General features: G+C 56.5%; 18 protein-coding genes. 5 read left to right on the top strand and 13 right to left on the bottom strand.

What is annotated here, in order from left to right; genetic code table 11:
• Window positions 1-15 precede the first annotated feature (15 nt).
• From nusA to pip, 4 genes are all read right to left on the bottom strand, one after another.
• Window positions 16-1,632 (bottom strand): transcription termination factor NusA, encoded by a 1,617-nt coding sequence (gene nusA, locus K3727_01255; GenBank protein ID UWQ91474.1) that lies wholly within the window; start codon window positions 1,630-1,632, stop codon window positions 16-18.
• Window positions 1,632-2,222: a ribosome maturation factor RimP gene (gene rimP, locus K3727_01250; protein UWQ91473.1), complete on the bottom strand. Its 591-nt coding sequence runs from the start codon at window positions 2,220-2,222 to the stop codon at window positions 1,632-1,634. The genes nusA and rimP overlap by 1 nt, the downstream gene beginning before the upstream one ends.
• Window positions 2,223-2,378: 156 nt before the next feature.
• A complete protein-coding gene (locus K3727_01245) occupies window positions 2,379-3,221 on the bottom strand; it encodes a peptide ABC transporter substrate-binding protein (GenBank protein ID UWQ91472.1) in 843 nt (280 codons plus the stop codon).
• Window positions 3,218-4,195, bottom strand: a complete 978-nt coding sequence (pip, locus tag K3727_01240) for a prolyl aminopeptidase (GenBank protein ID UWQ91471.1) — start codon at window positions 4,193-4,195, stop codon at window positions 3,218-3,220. The genes K3727_01245 and pip overlap by 4 nt, the downstream gene beginning before the upstream one ends.
• 50 nt (window positions 4,196-4,245) lie before the next feature.
• Between pip and ubiG the strand changes: the two genes are divergently transcribed.
• Complete coding sequence (ubiG, locus tag K3727_01235; GenBank protein UWQ91470.1) at window positions 4,246-4,992, top strand: bifunctional 2-polyprenyl-6-hydroxyphenol methylase/3-demethylubiquinol 3-O-methyltransferase UbiG; 747 nt, start codon at window positions 4,246-4,248, stop codon at window positions 4,990-4,992.
• A 488-nt stretch (window positions 4,993-5,480) separates the two neighbouring features.
• Here the strand turns inward: ubiG and K3727_01230 are convergent, their stop codons facing one another.
• From K3727_01230 to K3727_01215, 4 genes are all read right to left on the bottom strand, one after another.
• Window positions 5,481-5,921, bottom strand: coding sequence for a MarR family winged helix-turn-helix transcriptional regulator (locus K3727_01230; protein ID UWQ91469.1), 441 nt, complete (start codon window positions 5,919-5,921; stop codon window positions 5,481-5,483).
• 12 nt (window positions 5,922-5,933) lie between these two features.
• Window positions 5,934-6,764 (bottom strand): carbon-nitrogen hydrolase family protein, encoded by an 831-nt coding sequence (locus K3727_01225; protein UWQ91468.1) that lies wholly within the window; start codon window positions 6,762-6,764, stop codon window positions 5,934-5,936.
• Between the two features lie 3 nt (window positions 6,765-6,767).
• Window positions 6,768-7,025, bottom strand: coding sequence for a glutaredoxin 3 (grxC, locus tag K3727_01220; GenBank protein ID UWQ91467.1), 258 nt, complete (start codon window positions 7,023-7,025; stop codon window positions 6,768-6,770).
• Window positions 7,026-7,159: 134 nt separating this feature from the next.
• Window positions 7,160-7,891 (bottom strand): double zinc ribbon domain-containing protein, encoded by a 732-nt coding sequence (locus K3727_01215; GenBank protein UWQ93227.1) that lies wholly within the window; start codon window positions 7,889-7,891, stop codon window positions 7,160-7,162.
• A 14-nt stretch (window positions 7,892-7,905) separates the two neighbouring features.
• Between K3727_01215 and K3727_01210 the strand changes: the two genes are divergently transcribed.
• The 3 genes from K3727_01210 (at window position 7,906) to K3727_01200 (ending at window position 12,935) form a co-directional block, all read left to right on the top strand.
• Window positions 7,906-8,745, top strand: coding sequence for a class I SAM-dependent methyltransferase (locus K3727_01210; protein ID UWQ91466.1), 840 nt, complete (start codon window positions 7,906-7,908; stop codon window positions 8,743-8,745).
• Window positions 8,746-8,803: 58 nt separating this feature from the next.
• Window positions 8,804-9,865: a ferrochelatase gene (hemH, locus tag K3727_01205; protein ID UWQ91465.1), complete on the top strand. Its 1,062-nt coding sequence runs from the start codon at window positions 8,804-8,806 to the stop codon at window positions 9,863-9,865.
• A gap of 67 nt (window positions 9,866-9,932) precedes the next feature.
• A complete protein-coding gene (locus K3727_01200; GenBank protein ID UWQ91464.1) occupies window positions 9,933-12,935 on the top strand; it encodes an aminotransferase class III-fold pyridoxal phosphate-dependent enzyme in 3,003 nt (1,000 codons plus the stop codon).
• 115 nt (window positions 12,936-13,050) lie between these two features.
• Here K3727_01200 and K3727_01195 read toward each other — a convergent pair whose 3' ends face one another.
• The gene (locus K3727_01195; protein ID UWQ91463.1) at window positions 13,051-13,233 is read right to left on the bottom strand and encodes a hypothetical protein; all 183 of its coding nucleotides are present in this window, start codon (window positions 13,231-13,233) and stop codon (window positions 13,051-13,053) included.
• A gap of 140 nt (window positions 13,234-13,373) precedes the next feature.
• Complete coding sequence (locus K3727_01190) at window positions 13,374-13,994, bottom strand: L,D-transpeptidase (GenBank protein UWQ91462.1); 621 nt, start codon at window positions 13,992-13,994, stop codon at window positions 13,374-13,376.
• Between the two features lie 179 nt (window positions 13,995-14,173).
• Between K3727_01190 and K3727_01185 the strand changes: the two genes are divergently transcribed.
• Complete coding sequence (locus K3727_01185) at window positions 14,174-14,680, top strand: CAP domain-containing protein (protein UWQ93226.1); 507 nt, start codon at window positions 14,174-14,176, stop codon at window positions 14,678-14,680.
• Window positions 14,681-14,741: 61 nt separating this feature from the next.
• Here K3727_01185 and K3727_01180 read toward each other — a convergent pair whose 3' ends face one another.
• The 3 genes from K3727_01180 to K3727_01170 all read right to left on the bottom strand — a co-directional run bounded on the left by K3727_01180 (window position 14,742) and on the right by K3727_01170 (window position 17,387).
• On the bottom strand, window positions 14,742-15,266 hold the full coding sequence (locus K3727_01180) for a L,D-transpeptidase family protein (GenBank protein UWQ91461.1): 525 nt from the start codon (window positions 15,264-15,266) through the stop codon (window positions 14,742-14,744).
• A 65-nt stretch (window positions 15,267-15,331) separates the two neighbouring features.
• Window positions 15,332-16,141 (bottom strand): ion transporter, encoded by an 810-nt coding sequence (locus tag K3727_01175; protein UWQ91460.1) that lies wholly within the window; start codon window positions 16,139-16,141, stop codon window positions 15,332-15,334.
• A 16-nt stretch (window positions 16,142-16,157) separates the two neighbouring features.
• A complete protein-coding gene (locus K3727_01170) occupies window positions 16,158-17,387 on the bottom strand; it encodes a class I SAM-dependent RNA methyltransferase (protein UWQ91459.1) in 1,230 nt (409 codons plus the stop codon).
• Window positions 17,388-17,392: the final 5 nt, after the last annotated feature.

The raw sequence follows: 17,392 nt of genomic DNA, 5'->3' as shown, positions 1-17,392 counted from the left end.
CAACGAGACCTGAAATCAGGCCTCGTCCTCCTGCTGGCTTTCACCTTCAGGGGCTTCTTCTTCTGTTTCCAAATCCGCAGGATCAACCCAACCCAGAAGGATACGCGCAGTCATGACCATGTCCTGGGCTTCTTCCAGCGTCATGCCAAAGGGTTCCAGAATACCGTCGTCCTTGACCCGCTCACCATCGGCTGTGGTCCAGCCACCAGCCAGTTCCCAATCCGCACAAGTGGCGAAATCTTCCAGGGTTTTGACGTCATCCTTGGCCAGAGCCTCGACCATTTGGGGCGTCAGACCGTTGAATTCAATGAGGCTCTCTTCGGCACCCAGCGCACGGGCTGCATCCAGGGCTGCCTTGGCCTGTGCTTCGAGATAATCGCGGGCACGAGCCTGCAGTTCCTCGGCGGTGCCATCATCCACACCATCGATGACCAGAAGTTCATCCAGCTCGACATACGCGACCTCTTCGAGGTTGGTAAAGCCTTCGGACACCAACAGCTGGGCAAAGAATTCGTCCAGATCCAGTGTTTCCATGAACAGACCGGTGCGCGCTTCGAATTCCTTCTGGCGACGCGCCGATTCCTCTTCCTCGGTCATGATATCGATGTCGAGGTTGGTCAGCTGGCTGGCCAAGCGCACATTCTGACCGCGGCGGCCAATTGCGAGGCTCAGCTGTTCTTCGGGCACGACAACTTCGATCTTGCCGGCTTCTTCATCCAGGACAACCTTGGACACTTCTGCAGGCTGCAAAGCGTTTACCAGGAAGGTTGGCTGATCTTCGTTCCACGGGATGATGTCGATCTTTTCACCCTGCAATTCATTGACAACGGCCTGCACGCGGCTGCCGCGCATACCCACACAGGCCCCTACGGGGTCAATCGACCCGTCATAGGAAATCACGGCAATCTTGGCCCGCGAACCCGGATCACGGGCAACGGCCTTGATCTCGATGATACCGTCATAGATCTCCGGCACTTCCATCTTGAACAGTTCGGCCATGAATTCTGGTGCAGTTCGGCTCAGGAAGATCTGCGGGCCACGCACTTCGCGACGCACGTCCTTGATATAGCAACGGATACGGTCATTCGGGCGATAGCTTTCGCGACCAATCTTTTCGTTGCGGCGCAGGATCGCTTCGCCAGCGCCCACGTCGACGATGACGTTGCCGTACTCTTCCCGCTTGACCAGACCGTTGATGATGCTCCCGGCACGATCTTTGAATTCTTCGAACTGACGATCGCGCTCGGCTTCGCGGACCTTTTGCAGGATCACCTGCTTGGCCGATTGCGCGGCGATCCGGCCCATCTCGACCGGCGGGACTTCTTCGACGAATGTATCGCCGAGCTGAGGGTCCGCCATGTACTGTTTGGCCTGATCAACGGTGAATTCTGCCTGGTAGTTTTCCAGCAGCTCATCCTCGACCACTGTGCGAACACGGGTAAAGGTGGCGCGACCGGTTTTGCGGTCGATGGACACACGGATGTCCATCTCCGCGCCGTAACGGCTTTTGGCAGCGCGAGCCAGGCTCTCTTCCATCGCTTCGATGACCAGACCGGGGTCGATCATCTTTTCGCGGGCCACGGCCTCGGCGGTTTGCAACAGCTCGAGCTGGTTTGCAGAGGTGATTGCCATTACTTCGTCTCCTCTTCGGACCCTTCGGTCTCGATCTCGTCGAATTGGTCTTCGTTCAGGTCGCCAGCATCTTTGCGCTGGCGTAGCATTTCCTTGATCAGGTCGTCGGTCAGCACCAGTTTGGCGTCGCTCAGCCAATCAAATTGCAGACCAATGGTCACGGTCTCACCCTGATCTTCGATATTGATCAGCACGTCTTCGCCTTCGATCCCGGCCAGTTCACCCTTGAACCGGCGACGCCCATCGATCAACTCGTCTGTTTCCAGCTTCGCTTCATAACCTTCGAATGCCTCAAAGTCCTTGAGCCGTGTCAAAGGCCGGTCAATCCCGGGGCTGGAAACTTCGAGTGTATAGGCATCCAGAATCGGGTCTTCGACATCCAGAACCGCGCTGACGGCGTTTGAAATCTCGGCGCAGTCATCGACTTCGATTCCACCGTCCGCTTTGTCAGCCATGATTTGCAGCGTCGAAGTCTTGCCAGACATCAGCCGAACGCGCACCAGTTCAAAGCCGAGATCCTCGATCACCGGAGTGATGATTTCGGCCATGCGGCGATCAATGGCTGCCTTGGCGATCAGGTCGTTGGTCATCAGGTCGTCCAAACACAAAAAAACGGGCGCGCGGCCCGTGAAACTATCCGGTGGAACCCCGGGTTGGTGCCCGACGCGCCGCTGTTGAGAGAGGCATATACGCCGCAACTCCCGATACTTCAAGTCCTGACTTTGTCGTTCACCCAATATCCGTTTTCATGCCACCCACCACCGCTGGACGATTCGGCCATCATCCATTGGAGCCCTGGCTCCGATGCGGCGCGGCAGACCGACACCGGCGTGCGTCGCCAGCGCCATATCGTGGGCCGACGGGTGATAGGTGAACTCACCGCGGTGCAACAGGCCTTTGGGTTCTGGAAGGGCGGCAATATCGACATATCCATCGCGCAGTGCTTCGGCGCGCACAGACGCATCGGGGATAGTTATGACTTCGACCCTGTCGACCCATCCGGCCTGCCCGTCCTTGAAATGCTGCGCCAATCGGGTCGCGCTGAAATGACGACCGTCCTGCGCCTGAGACACCTGATAAACCCCGGTTCCGATGGCCGCATTCAACGGTGCCCCAATCTGTCCCGCACGGGCGATGATCAATTTGGGGTCAGCCAACAGGTAGGGCAGATCCGAATTCGGTTTGACCAGCTCCAACTGCAATTGTGTCGTGCCGATCACCTTGATTCCCAGGCATCCATCGGGGAAATCATGCGCCCGCAAAGACGCAGCCACATCCTCGGCATTGAGCATCGCGCCATCGTGAAACGGTACTTCGTCGCGCAACTGAAAATGCCAAACCCGCGCATCCGGGCTGCTACGCCAACTGGTCGCCAATTCACCCTTTAGAACGCCATCCGGGCCGATTTCGGTCAACGTGTCATAGACCGCACCGCGGGCCACGGATTCGAGCATGTCGCCATCCCGCGGCACTGCCAAACGCAGCACCCCACCACGGCGAGGGGCCGCTGTTACGGACGTGCCCGTTGCCGCCAGCAACGCCGCGGCCGCACCAGAAGTGAATAACGCGCGTCGGTCGATCCGGGTCATTGCATCTCCTCGGCAATCCGATCCATTGCTCGTACCAGTTCGGCGCTTATACCTGGCTCTGACATGGCGTGACCTGCATTGCGCACCATCCGCAGATCAGCGGCGGGCCACAGCTCGTTCAGCTTCCAGGCCGATGAGGGCGGGCAGATCATATCATAGCGTCCCTGAACAATAACTCCGGGAATATGCGAGATTCGCGCCATGTTGGCCAGTATCTGTCCGTCGAATTCCAAAAAACCATCGTTCAGAAAGTAGTGATTTTCGAGCCGGGCGAACGCGCGGGCATATTCTCCTGGCGTTTCACCGACGACACCGTTCGAATGAATAGACGCCAACGCGTTTTCCCAGTTGGACCAGGCACGACCATGGCTGATTTCTTCGGCGCGGTCGCCCGAAAACAGCCGCTTGTGATAGGCCCCGATCAGATCGTCGCGTTCATTTTCGGGAATCAACGATACAAAACGGGCCCATGGCTCGGGCCAGAATTTGCCAGCCCCTCCGCCATAGAACCACTCCAGTTCTGCTTTGGTCATTAGAAACACACCGCGCAGGATCAGATGGTTGGTCCGATCCGGGTGCGTCTGGGCATAGAGCAGCGACAGGGTTGCACCCCAACTGCCGCCAAACACCATCCAACTGTCGATTTCCAGACCCTGCCGGATTTTCTCCATGTCGGCGATCAGATGCCAGGTGGTATTGTCCTCGCAGGCTGCATGGGGACGCGACCGGCCACAGCCCCTTTGATCAAACAGAATCACCCGGTAAACCGCCGGGTCGAAATACCGCCGCATCGCCGGGCTACACCCACCACCCGGTCCGCCATGACACACAACAACAGGGACCCCGTTTGGGTTCCCATTCTGCTCGACATAGATTCGATGACCCTGGCCTACATCCAGCATACGCTGATCAAAGGGTTCGATCGGCGGGTACAAATATTGCACTGCGCGCTTTTGATCCGGGTATTTGTCCATTACAGGCCTATATTAATCACTGACTGGTAAAAGAGCATACGGAGACAGGAATGCAAGCGCCTCAATCCACCGTTGACCCATCCGAGATCGCCAAATTCGAGGCGATGGCCGCCGAATGGTGGGATCCCGAGGGCAAATTCAAGCCACTGCACATGCTCAATCCTTGTCGTCTGGACTATATCACCACTCAGATCGCAGGGGAATTTGACCGCGACCTCAAGTCGCCCCAGCCATTTCAGGGCCTGCGATTGCTCGACATCGGTTGCGGCGGTGGATTGTTGTCCGAACCGATGGCTCGCCTGGGTGCCACTGTTGTCGGTGCCGATGCGGCCGAGGGCAACCTGCCTGTGGCCCGTGTCCATGCCGAGCAATCCGGGTTGGAGATTGATTACCGCCACACAACTGCCGAAGCCATGGCCGACGCCGGCGAACAATTCGACGTTGTTTTGAACATGGAAGTCGTCGAACATGTGGCCGATCCACTGGAATTTCTGACTGCGACGCGGCGTTTGTTGAAACCCGGTGGCTTACAGATCTGTTCCACCATCAACCGCAATCCCAAAAGCTTTGCCGTGGCGATCGTCGGAGCCGAAGTCGTGATGCGTTGGCTGCCCCGTGGCACCCATGAATGGTCCAAATTCATCACTCCCGATGAACTGTTCGAATTGTTGAGCACATCTGGGCTGACGCCGGTGGATCGCAAGGGGTTCGTTTTCAACCCATTGGCCTGGAGCTGGTCGATTTCCGATCGCGACCTGAGCGTCAATTACGTTACTGCCAGTACCAAACCACTTTGATGAGATTTGCCGTGGGTGGGTAAAGCCAACCCGTTCCAGACAACAAGGTGACGCCAAGTAAGGTCATTCATGTGAACCTAACTAGCGTCACCCTCTTTTTGCGGCTTAAAATACTATTTATTAACGCTTTTTTCTTGATCTTCCAGGTATCCCCGAAACAGCATGACGCCAGTTGGCGTCACATTATCTATCCTTTCGTATAGGATTAGATCCTAATGCACAGTTGAGCCGATTGCTGTAGTTGCTAGTTTGAGTAGGTGGACAGGCGGAACGGCCAACGCCACAAAAGCAGACCGAGAGGTCTTCACCGAGTGAGTAATACCCCATGTTCCTCAAGAGCTGGGTTTATCCAAAAGCCAAAATACACTCACGGGGCATTTTGGAGCGAAGAACGGGACGTTTGGGGATAGACGTCCCGTTTTTCATTTCGGTTGTCACCTGGGCTGCATGACCATCCATCACAGAACCCTGGATCAGGCGATCACACCCTAACCGTCATTTTCCAACTTGGTCCGCAGTTCGCGCAGGATGGGCAATGTTGCCTTGACCCGATCCTGACCCAATTCGGCAACCACTTCGGAAATGATTGGCGCGATTCCGGCGATAGCTGCATCCCGCGCGTTTCGCCCTGCCGGGCTGATGGCAACCATCTTGCGTCGGGCATCGTCCCAATCCGGGCGAATATGGATATACCCGGCCATCTCGAGCTTGCCCAACGTATTGGTCATTGCCCCACGGGTGACGTGGAACGTCTTGGCCAATTGCGCGGGTGTCCGTTCCAACCCTACCCGAACCAAATGATTCAGCACCGAAAAATGCGACAGTTCCATGCCGCGCGGCAACGCACGAGTCAGGCGAGACCGGGCAAGCTGGTCCGCCATAAGAATTTCGCTGAAAAGCGAAACAGCCAATGCGTTGTTGTCATCCATTTCGGGTCCGTTTCAGGGTCCGTCAAATTCACGATCGTGGGTCAGTGAAGGTACGCGTTTGCGTGCTTGTGCCACCAAACCCATGTCCAGATCAACGAAACTCACGCCTGGGTCTTCACCAGCGTCCAACAAAATCTCGCCCCAGGGTGCCACAACCAGGCTATGACCATAGGTCTGGCGGCTTTGACCTCGGCTGGATTTGTGTTTCCCCGTCTGAGCCGGGGCCACGACGAAACACCCGGTTTCAATTGCCCGCGCCCGCAACAGTGCATGCCAATGCGCCGCGCCCGTTACATAGGAAAACGCTGCGGGTGCAGTCAGAATCTGTGCGCCACTCTGCGCCAGGGCCCGGTGCAGACGCGGGAAACGCACGTCATAGCAAATGGTCATGCCAATGCAGGCAAAAGGCGTTTCAGCCACCACTGCCTGTGTCCCCGGGCGATAGCCATCTGATTCTCGATATGTCTCTTCGGGTGACACCTGAACATCGAACATGTGGATCTTGTCGTATCGTGCTGCGATTTCGCCGTCCGGGGCTATCAGGAACTGTCGATTTGCAAAGCGCCCATCGTCATCGTGGGTCTTGATCCCCAGCGACCCCAACAACAGCCATATTCCGTGGCGCGCCGCCTCCTGGCGCAATGCGGCCAGAGTCGCGTCGTCCTCTTCGTGACAAAGCACCGCCTTTTGATGGCGTCGCGATGTGGACAGACAATTGGTGACTTCCGGGGTCAGCACAAATCCGGCACCGCCCGCAACAGCCGTGTTGATCATGTCAGTGACCGTAGCCAGGTTTTCGACCGGGTCATCCGAAGAGGTCAGCTGAAGCAGCGCGGTCCGCATCAATCAGGCCGCCAACAGCGGGTCAAGCTTGCCCGCATTTTCAAGTGCAAACAGGTCGTCGCAGCCGCCCACGTGGGTTTCCCCGATGAAAATCTGCGGTACTGTACGCCCACCGTTGGCACGGTCGATCATCTCGGCTTTGCGCTTGGGATGTACCAGCACGTCGATTTCCGAGAACTCTACGCCCTTTTGATTCAACAGTCGTTTGGCGGCATGGCAGAAGCCACACAGAGGCGATGTATAGATTTCAACCGGCTTCATGCGGTGGCTCCTATTCGGGTTTGATGATGTTTTGAGCGATTTAGGGAGTCATTGCAACTGTCGCCACCATTTCACGACAAGGTGATCACCTCCTTTCCCTATGAGAGAGCCGGTTGGACCTGGATGTCCGCAATCTATCGGTCCCGACAAGCCCGTGCCAAAGTGATGACAAACACCTCACGTGCGCCAGCCTGTAAACAGGCGTTGGCGCAGGCGGTCAGCGTTGCGCCTGATGTCATCACATCATCCACCAACACAATATCGCGGGCTGCCATCCTGTGTCGTCGCTTGCGATGATCTGTAATGGCATCGGTTAGCGTTGCGAACCGCTGATCTACGCCCTTGTGGTCCAGCATCGGGGTACGACGAGTTCGAACCAACAGATCCGGACACCAGCTCAAACCGGTTTCATCAGCCAACGCCTGCGCCAACAGCGCCGCCTGATTATAGCGACGCTGGACCAGCCTGGTCCAATGCAACGGCACCGGCGCAATCAAAAGGTTCGGTCGCAGGAAGGGTTTCGCCGCCCGGGCCATCCACAGCGCCGCCGGACGGGCGATTTCAGGCCGATCACCATGTTTCAACGCCAACACCAACTTGCGCGCCCGCCCTTCATAGACCAGCGCCGACCGCCCCATGTTCCACGGGCGCGGCCGTTCCATACAATCATCACATTCGATCCGAAATCCGTCCGGGGCACCCATCACCGGGGTTCCGCAGGCTTCGCATACCGTGCCTGACACAAATGGCGTATCCCGCCAGCACGGCCCGCATAGGCCAAAGTCGCTGTCGACCATATCACCACACCCCAGGCATCGCGACGGATAGACGAGACGAACTGCTGTTTGAAAACCGGACCACATCACTTTAGTTAGCCCCCATGACTCAAGCACCGAACCAGACTCCGAATCAGGCCCCACTTTTTGACAGGACTGCGCTGATCGCGCACCGCGCCCGCATTCGCCCGGACGCGTTGTTCCTGCATCAGACGGCGTTGGACGAGGTACAGGATCGCCTCTCTATGGTTAACAGAATCTTTACAACCCCGGCGATTGTGACCCCAGTCCCAGATTTCTGGGCCCCGGGTTTTCCGAATGCCACAATCGTTCCGGATGACGACGTGCTGGATCTGGAGCCAAGCTCACACGATCTGGTGATCCACGCCATGGGGCTGCATTGGGCCAATGACCCGGTTGGCCAGTTGATCCAATGCCGTCGCGCGCTGAAAGAAGACGGTCTGCTGCTGGTTGTAGCCTTGGGCGGGCAAACCCTGCACCAATTGCGCGCCGTCCTGGCCGAAGCCGAGACCCGCGTGTCTGGCGGGCTTTCACCGCGTGTCGCGCCAATGGCGGAAATCCGTGATCTGGGTGGATTGCTGCAACGCGCCGGGGTGAATCTGCCTGTGGCTGACGTGGTACCATTAACCGCAGAATACCGCGACATTTGGCATCTGATGCACGACCTGCGCCACATGGGCGAAACCAACGCCATGTCGGCACGGCTGCGCAAGCCCACCACCCGCACCCTGTTTGACGAGGCCAACAGATTGTATTTTGAACATTTCGCCACCGCCAAAGGTCGCATTCCGGCGATGTTCGAAATCATATGCCTGACCGGATGGTCCCCGTCTGACAGCCAACCCAAACCGCTGCGTCCCGGATCGGCAAAATCCCGGTTGGCCGATGCCTTGAAAGTGCCTGAGACAAAATTGCCTGATTGACCCGGCACGGTTTCCGCTTATCTCGATCCCATACGCCCTCAGACTGACAGGACCCGCCATGCTGGACGCCAAATCCCAAGCCACCTGCCCCGCCCACGCCCCGGCGAACCATCCAAAGGTTCCATCAGAAAAGGTGGGTGTTCTGCTGGCCAACCTGGGCACGCCGGATGACTACACATACTGGCCAATGCGGCGGTATCTGAATGAATTCCTGTCGGATCAACGGGTGATCGATTATCCGAAATGGAAATGGCAACCGCTGTTGCAAGCAATCATCCTCACGAAACGGCCGTTCAGTTCGGGCGCGGCGTATAAATCCATCTGGAACCACGACCAGGGCGAAAGCCCATTGATGACCATCACCAAGGATCAGACCGCCAAGATCACCACCGCGATGGCCGACCGATATGGCGACCGGGTCATGGTCGATTTCTGTATGCGGTACGGCAACCCGTCGACCAAATCCAAGGTGCAGGAAATGGTCGCCGCCGGATGTACCCGAATTCTGTTCTTTCCGCTTTACCCACAATACGCCGGTGCCACATCCGCGACCGCCAATGACCAGTTCTTTCGCGCCCTGATGGACGAAACCTGGCAGCCTTCTGCACGTACAGTACCCGCCTATTTCGACCAACCAGCCTATATTGACGCCCTGGCTGGATCAGTCGAAACGGCCTATGCCGCGCTGGACAGCAAACCTGATATCCTCGTTGTTTCCTACCACGGAATGCCGGAACGGTATCTGCAACAGGGTGATCCGTATCACTGCCAATGCCAGAAAACCACGCGCCTGCTGAAAGAGCGCCTGGGCTGGACCGACACGGATATCATCAGCACCTTTCAGTCCAAATTCGGCCCCGAAGAATGGTTGAAACCCTATACCGTCGATCATGTTGCCGAGTTGGCCAAGCAAGGCAAAAAGAACATCGCGGTTGTCGCTCCGGCCTTTTCTGCCGATTGCATCGAAACGCTCGAGGAGATCAACGAAGAGATTCGCGAGAGTTTTGAACATGCGGGCGGCGAGCGCTTTACCTATATCCCCTGCCTGAATGATCAGGACGCCCATATTTCGGCTTTGTCATCCATCATTCAGGACAATCTCAAAGGGTGGCTGGACTAAACGACCGACCCGGTTCAAATAGGATCCAATATTGGATCTGGAATTCTACTGGACCGGGGAGCAAGGAATGAGCAACACACATTGGGCCAGTGCCCTGTTGGATAATTGGGGAATTCGCGCCGATCTGACACGGTTGGACGGTGAATACGACCTGAACTTTCTGGCGACTGCGTCGGATGGGACCGGGTATATCCTCAAGGCCATGCGGCCCGATTGTGAATCCTGGTTGGTCGACATGCAGATCAAGGCGCTGGACCACATCCGGGCGGTGTCGCCAGAGCTTCCGTTTCCTGCTGTCATTCGCGCCTCTGATCACAGTTCGGTCGTGACACTTGCCGACGACCAGGGGGCACAGCGGCTGGTTTGGGTTCTCGAACGTCTACCAGGTCGCTGCTATGCCCAGACCGAGCCCAAACGTCCTGACCTGATCCATGGGGTTGGCGAGGCTTTGGGCGGGGCTGCCAAAGCGTTGGAAGATTTCGACCACAAAGGTCTGGACCGAGATTTTAAATGGGACCTGATGAACGCCGGGTGGATTGGCGAGGATCTGGATGTGGTGGTCGACCCCAAACGCCATGCAATCCTGGAGCAAATCCATACCGATTTCACAGCCCTGACATCTGCGTTGGCCCGGCTTCCCAAACAGGCGATCCACAATGATGCCAATGATTACAATATTCTCGTCACAGGGACCCTGAACGAACCGCGCACCATTTCGGGCCTTATCGACCTAGGCGATATGTGCCGCGCACCCCGGATCTGCGACCTTGCGATTGCTGCTGCCTACATCGTGCTGGACCACCCAGCACCCGAAGCCGCGTTGGCCGCGCTGGTGGCCGGGTACCATTCGGCCAATTCGTTGACACCGAATGAAGTTGACCTGATCTGGCCTTTGCTGCGGACCCGCCTGGCTGTCAGCGTGGTGAATTCAAGGCTGATGGCAGCGGCTAACCCGAACGACCCCTATGTGACGATCTCGCAGGCACCTGCCTGGCGTTTCCTCGAAGCTCAGGACATCAACCCCGCCCTGATCACTGCCCGCCTGCGCGCGGCCTGTGGGCTGCCTGTGGTGGACGGCGCAGATCGGGTAATGGCGTGGTTGAACAACGAGCGCGGTAATTTCGCTCCGCTGATGGGTGAGGATCTGGGCGACGCGCCGCTGGGGTCGCTGTCGGTGGAACACTCCACCTGGCCGCAGAACCCGTTTCACATGCCGCTGGAGGAAGCCGCCCGCGTAGGTGAGGAGTTCGAAGACAATGGCCGCATCTGGCTGGGCTATTACCACGAACCGCGGCTGATCTATGCTGAACCGGCCTTTCGCAAAGGGCCATGGAAGGCCAGCGACCGGCGCACCGTGCATCTGGCGGTCGATGCATTCGCCCCTGCCGAAACGCCAATGTTCGCGCCGCTGCGTGGCGAGGTTTTTGTCGCCGAATATCGCGCCGGTCATCTGGACTATGGCGGGGTGATCATCCTGCGGCATAAAACACCGGATGGAGACCCGTTCTATACGCTCTATGGTCACCTGAACCCCGAATTTCTGGACCATCTGAAACCCGGCGATGTCATCGAAAAGGGCCAACAGTTCTGCCGTCTGGGAGACCCCACGCAGAATGGTGGCTGGGCCCCGCATGTGCATTTCCAACTTGCGCTGACCACCCAAGGGATCGAGGCCGATTGGCCCGGTGTCGGCGACCCGGACGAGATGTATTTGTGGCGCGCAATCTGCCCCAATCCGGCGGCGCTGCTGAACCTCGCTGACGATCTGGTGCGTTATCACCCGACCGACAAGGCGGGAGTACTACAAGACCGCCGCGACCATTTTGGTGGCAACCTCAGCCTCACCTACAATGACCCGGTCATGTTGGTGCGCGGTTGGAAGCATCACTTGTTCGATGAATGGGGCCGCCCTTATCTGGACGCCTACAACAATGTTCCCCACGTGGGTCACGCGCACCCCCGGATCCAATCCGTTGCCGCAGACCAGTTGAAACGGATGAACTCGAACACCCGCTATCTGCACCCTGCCCAGACGGCATTCGCCGACAAGATACTGTCCAAATTGCCAGACCACTTCGAGGTTTGTTTCTTTGTGAATTCGGGAACGGAAGCCAATGAACTGGCCCTGCGTCTGGCCCGTGCACATACCGGTGCGCGCGGGATGGTCACACCCGACCACGGCTATCACGGCAACACCACCGGAACGATCGACATTTCGGCCTACAAATTCAACAAACCCGGTGGAACCGGTCAGGCGGATTGGGTCGAACTTGTCGAAGTAGCGGATGACTATCGCGGGTCATTCAAACGCAACGACCCAGATCGGGCTACCAAGTTTGCCGAGCTTGTGGACCAGGCTATCGAACGTCTCCAGGCCAAAGGACACGGGCTGGCTGGCTTCATTGCCGAAACTTTTCCTTCGGTCGGCGGCCAGATCATTCCGCCTCCGGGCTATCTGGCTGCTGTCTACGACAAAATCCGCGCAGAGGGTGGTGTCTGCATAGCAGACGAAGTCCAGACCGGACTGGGCAGATTGGGGCACTATTATTTTGGTTTTGAACATCAAGGTGCCCTGCCTGATATTGTTGTCATGGGTAAACCGATCGGCAATGGTCATCCACTGGGTGTGCTGGTCACAACCAAAGCCATAGCAGCAAGTTTTGACAACGGGATCGAATTCTTCTCGACCTTTGGGGGATCAACCCTGTCATGCCGCATTGGCAAAGAGGTCCTGGATATTGTCGATGACGAAAACCTTCAGGACAATGCACGCGTCATGGGTGCCAGGCTGATTGATGGACTCGCAACTTTGAAGCAAACACATGCATGTATCGGCGACGTGCGGGGGATGGGGTTGTTTGTCGGAGTGGAGATGGTCAACCCGGATGGGACCGAAGCCACGCAGATCTGTTCCTATGTCAAAAACCGAATGCGCGATTTCCGCATCCTGATCGGCAGCGAAGGACCCAAGGATAATATCCTGAAAATTCGCCCACCCCTGACAATTGATACCCAAGATGTCGATATGATCCTTTGGGCATTGAACCAGGTACTCTCCGAAGTCACCTGAGGTTTGGACTGTAGGGTGTGTGCTTGCACGCACCCATCACAACAATTGCCTCAGGCAATAAAAAAGGCGATGGGAAAACCCATCGCCTTTTCTTTGGTATTCAGCGTACAAGCAATTAGTTGCTTGCAACAGCTGCGCCAACCAGAACCAGCAGCAACAGCGGCAGCAGGATGCCGCTGGAAGAGCTTGTGGTTTGCTCAACGATAACCGGTGCTTCAACAATAGGCTCAGCAACGTTGCCAGCAAAGGCGGTCGAAGCAGCACCAGTCAGAGCAGCGGCGAGAACGAGTTTTTTCATATTAACCTCCAGAATTCGCGCAGAACAGACGAATCCGTACCACGCACCCAAGACTTACCTCGTATGTTTTTCTTTGCAGCAAAATGGGCTGATTGCAAATGCTTGTTTTCCTAAACACCCGTCTATGCACCGAAATGTCGTCAAATTAGCAACACTTGGGTTCCAACCTTGGCCATCGAGAACAGTTCTGCAATATGTTCATTATATAGACCAATGCAGCCGTTGGACGATCTTCGACCAATTTTGCGCGTGTCGTGTGTGCCGTGAATACGGTAGTATTTCCAAGACAGATACAATGCGTGTGTTCCCAAGGGATTGTCTGGCCCCGGAGGAATGAAACTTGGCCATTCCGGGTTCCGCTTCTTCATCGACGGTGTCGGTGCCCAGCTGGGTCCCTCGACTTTGCGAATGACACTGGTTCGCCCGCGACGGGTCATTTCTTCGGACAAAGGCACCGACGAAGGATAAAGCTTGTAAACAGATTCATCTGCGGACCAATAGTGCAACGCACGCGACTGAGTATCTACCAAGATCGCTCCGCCCTTCAGCCCGCTAAAGTATGGACGCCAGTCCAGGGAACGGAACGATGAAATGTTACGGCGGACCGCTGGCTCCGGCTCTGGCGGCGGGCGCAGGGGGTCGTATTCCTGCGTTTCTTCGACTTCCGAAAGATCCTGCGCCCAAGCAGGTGCGCCGATCAGGGCAGCAGAACCGGCAATAAACTGTCGGCGCGACGGGAATTTGAATTCATTGTGAGACATGTGATAACCAACCTGGGGTCTGAATCCTCGATTACCGGGCATAATATGACCGGAAAGCCGCAGTCGCAAATCAAACCAGCTTGAAGTGTGGCAGTAATTGGCTTGTTGATTTGCGCCGCTCGGAATCGCAGGTTAAGTGAACTTGATACATTGGACAGCAAGGAGCTGAAACTGTGCGGATTATTTCGATTGTTCTGGTCGTTTTCACGGCGCTAGCAGCTTGTACGCCGGTTCCGTCCAGCAACCAACTGGGATCCGACGGTAAACCCCTTCCAAAAGCCTATCGCATTCGGGGCGGCGAAACTGGGAAGCTGCAATTCCGGATTCTCGATTCGGTGAACGCCCTGCGCCAGGCGGCAAACCAATCACCGGTCCAGCTGAATGCTCAGTTGACTGCCGCTGCAGCAACTCACTCTCGCGATATGTCGGTTCAGAACCGCCCGTGGCATTTTGGGTCTGATGGATCGTCTCCGCTCGATCGTGTCGCTCGTGCTGGTTACAATGGACCAATGCTGGGCGAAGTGATTTCTGAAACCTATGAAACCGAATTGGAAACTCTGGCGGCCTGGATGGAAGAACCAGGAACCCGCAGCGTCATTCTGGACGCCAATGCCACGAACATGGGTTTCGCATGGCACCAGGAATCCAGCGGCAAACTGTGGTGGACATTGATTATGGGCGGCTGATCCGCCACCAGCCAATACTTTTAGAAAAGTATTGGCAAAAGTTTTTCAAAACTTTTGCGCGTCACGGCCGGAGTGAAATCAGAGTGCCGTCCTGCACCATGGCATAAATTTCTTCAATCTCGTGGTTTTTGACGGCAATGCAACCAGCTGTCCAATCCGGTGTCTTGCGGGCGCGTTTCAGATCGCGCAACAAGTTTGGTTGCCCATGGATGAAAATTTCGCCTCCAGGCTTTTTGCCGATAGCCTTTGCCTCGGCGATATCTCTGGAATTGGGATAAGAAATCCCAATTGACAGATGAAACGAGCTGTTGGGATTGCGCCGGTCGATCAGATAGGAACCTTCGGGTGTCTTTCCGTCCCCTTCGATCTTCTTGTCTCCATTGGGCGCAAACCCCAGATCTACCTTGTATTCGCGTAGAATCTTTTCATCATGCATCAGGTACATCTTGCGTGCACCCTTGTTCACCACCACCGATGTCACCTTGGGTCCATTGTAGCGACGAAATTTGCTAGGGCCTCTCGACGCGCCGCATCCCGCCAGAGACAAGGCGGCAATTGCTCCAATTCCAAATACACGTCGTTCCATAACCTGCATCTCAATCCGATTGTTCTGCCCCTTTTCCCTTACTGGGTTTCAGGGTGGGTTCAAAATCACTTCTTTGTCTGAGCGCCGGTGTGCTCACTCAAACGCTGTTCAATCGCTTCAAGCCGGCTCAGAACCTCATCCCGGTAGGCGTCGGTTCGCTCGCCATCCTCTTCATGGTGTGCGTCCTGCATTGAATTCACGATCAAACCCACCAGCAGGTTCACCACTGCGAATGTCGTAACCATGATGAAGGGCACAAAAAACACCCACGCGTAGGGGTAGATCACCATCACGGGTCGCACGATACCCATAGACCAACTCTCCAGAGTCATGATCTGGAAAAGCGAATATGCGCTCAGCCCCAGGGTGCCGAACCATTCGGGAAAAGTGCTGGCAAACAGTTTGGTGGCGATCACCGAACCAATATAGAAAATGATTGCCATCAACAGGAACACGCTTCCCATGCCCGGCAGCGCGGTGATGAAACCTTCGACCACGCGTCGCAGCCGTGGAGCCACCGAAATAACGCGCAATACCCGTAGAATCCTGAGCGCCCTGAGAACGGACAGCCCCTGTGCGGCCGGCACCAGCGCGATGCCGACAATCACAAAATCAAACAGGTTCCAGCCGTTGAAAAAGAAACGGACCCTATAGGCAACGAGCTTTAACAGGATTTCGATAACAAAGATCGCCAGGCAGATCTTGTCGAGCAACAGGATCATCTCGCCAAAGCGAGCCATCAAGGTTGGCGACGTCTCCATCCCCAGCAAAACGGCATTGACCAGGATGACTCCGGTGATCAACTGCCCAAAACCCGGTTTTTCCAAAAATCGGATCAGGGCTGAAGTCTTCGAAGGTGTCACGGTTTGTGTCATCAGAACAATCTGTCAATCAAAGCGAAAATGAAGCGGCAAGTTCGGTATGCGCGGACCAGCGGAACTGATCCACTGTTTGCACCCAGTTAAGCGTGTAACCGGCAGATACAAGAGCCTTGGCATCCCGGGCAAACGTCACCGGGTTGCAGCTAACATATGCGATCCTTGCGGTTTGAGCTTTGGCCAGTTCGGCAATCTGAGCTTCTGCCCCGGCGCGAGGCGGGTCAATCACCGCTGCTTCGAATGGTGCGCCAAATGGGTTCAGTTCGTCCGGCAAAACCGGTCTGCGAAACAGATCCCGGGTCTCCGAGGTTACCTGCTTCAATCCTTGCGCCATCCGCCAGCCAGCGTCCAATGCACGGATCATATTGGCGTCGCCTTCAACGGCGTGAACCTGGGCCGTGCGCGCCAAAGGCAAAGAGAAGGTTCCGCAACCCGCAAACAAATCAACAATACGCCGCGCACCCTGGGTGACTTCTTCCACAGCATGCAACAATGCGGCCTCGCCGTCTCGGGTGGCCTGGAGAAAGGCACCGGGAGGTGGGCAAACGCGGGCATCGCCAAATGGCTGTGTCGGAGGGCGCTCCATCCCGATCAGTTCGTCATCCCAGGCCAGGCGCGCCAGACTGTATTTGTCGACCAGCATCGCCAACTGCTGTCGCAGTTCGCTATCCAATGGTTTGCCGTGTTGGACCAACACATCCAAACCGATGTCGGACTGGGTCACGGTCACTGCCAAGGGTGTTTTGCGGCTGGCTCCGAAAATGGCCAGATCTTCGGCCACTGGAATAGCCCCCATCAAAACCGGCTCCAACAACTGGCAGTCGGAAATTTCGGTGATCACATCTGTCGCCCGGCCATGAAATCCAACCAAAGCGCCTTTTTTTGTTCGACGGGCTGCCAGAGTTGCCCGACGACGGCTGTGTGGTGGCGATGTGTGGATCGGTCGCATTTCGGTTTCCAACCCCTGCGCGGCCAGGGCGTGGCGTACGATGTCCAGTTTCCACGCTGCAACAAATCCGTCGTCGGCATGTTGCAATTGGCACCCGCCGCAGGATTTGTAATGGCGACACGGGGCGGCTACGCGGTGTTCGGACGGCGTTTCAATCCGGATATCGGTCAGCTGGGTACCTTTGGCGAAACCGCTAACGATTTCACCTGGCAGGGTGCGCGTTGCAAACAAGGGACCATCGGCGACGCCGTCGCCTTGATGTCCCAAACGATTGATTGTGACTGTGGTGTTCATGGCCG

This window comes from Rhodobacteraceae bacterium M382, from assembly GCA_025141015.1.
In the GTDB taxonomy this organism is placed as follows: Bacteria; Pseudomonadota; Alphaproteobacteria; order Rhodobacterales; family Rhodobacteraceae; genus Aliisedimentitalea; species Aliisedimentitalea scapharcae.
This window is presented reverse-complemented; position numbering and strand designations above follow the sequence as displayed.

Bases quoted from the DNA above. Each gene is read 5' to 3' on its own strand.
- grxC (UWQ91467.1), bottom strand. From the start codon at position 7,025: ATGAAGCCGGTTGAAATCTATACATCGCCTCTGTGTGGCTTCTGCCAT.
- K3727_01230 (UWQ91469.1), bottom strand. From the start codon at position 5,921: ATGGATGACAACAACGCATTGGCTGTTTCGCTTTTCAGCGAAATTCTT.
- K3727_01180 (UWQ91461.1), bottom strand. From the start codon at position 15,266: ATGGAACGACGTGTATTTGGAATTGGAGCAATTGCCGCCTTGTCTCTG.
- K3727_01210 (UWQ91466.1), top strand. From the start codon at position 7,906: ATGACTCAAGCACCGAACCAGACTCCGAATCAGGCCCCACTTTTTGAC.
- ubiG (UWQ91470.1), top strand. From the start codon at position 4,246: ATGCAAGCGCCTCAATCCACCGTTGACCCATCCGAGATCGCCAAATTC.
- nusA (UWQ91474.1), bottom strand. From the start codon at position 1,632: ATGGCAATCACCTCTGCAAACCAGCTCGAGCTGTTGCAAACCGCCGAG.
- hemH (UWQ91465.1), top strand. From the start codon at position 8,804: ATGCTGGACGCCAAATCCCAAGCCACCTGCCCCGCCCACGCCCCGGCG.
- K3727_01175 (UWQ91460.1), bottom strand. From the start codon at position 16,141: ATGACACAAACCGTGACACCTTCGAAGACTTCAGCCCTGATCCGATTT.
- K3727_01170 (UWQ91459.1), bottom strand. From the start codon at position 17,387: ATGAACACCACAGTCACAATCAATCGTTTGGGACATCAAGGCGACGGC.
- pip (UWQ91471.1), bottom strand. From the start codon at position 4,195: ATGGACAAATACCCGGATCAAAAGCGCGCAGTGCAATATTTGTACCCG.
- K3727_01195 (UWQ91463.1), bottom strand. From the start codon at position 13,233: ATGAAAAAACTCGTTCTCGCCGCTGCTCTGACTGGTGCTGCTTCGACC.
- K3727_01225 (UWQ91468.1), bottom strand. From the start codon at position 6,764: ATGCGGACCGCGCTGCTTCAGCTGACCTCTTCGGATGACCCGGTCGAA.
- K3727_01200 (UWQ91464.1), top strand. From the start codon at position 9,933: ATGAGCAACACACATTGGGCCAGTGCCCTGTTGGATAATTGGGGAATT.
- K3727_01245 (UWQ91472.1), bottom strand. From the start codon at position 3,221: ATGACCCGGATCGACCGACGCGCGTTATTCACTTCTGGTGCGGCCGCG.
- K3727_01190 (UWQ91462.1), bottom strand. From the start codon at position 13,994: ATGTCTCACAATGAATTCAAATTCCCGTCGCGCCGACAGTTTATTGCC.
- rimP (UWQ91473.1), bottom strand. From the start codon at position 2,222: ATGACCAACGACCTGATCGCCAAGGCAGCCATTGATCGCCGCATGGCC.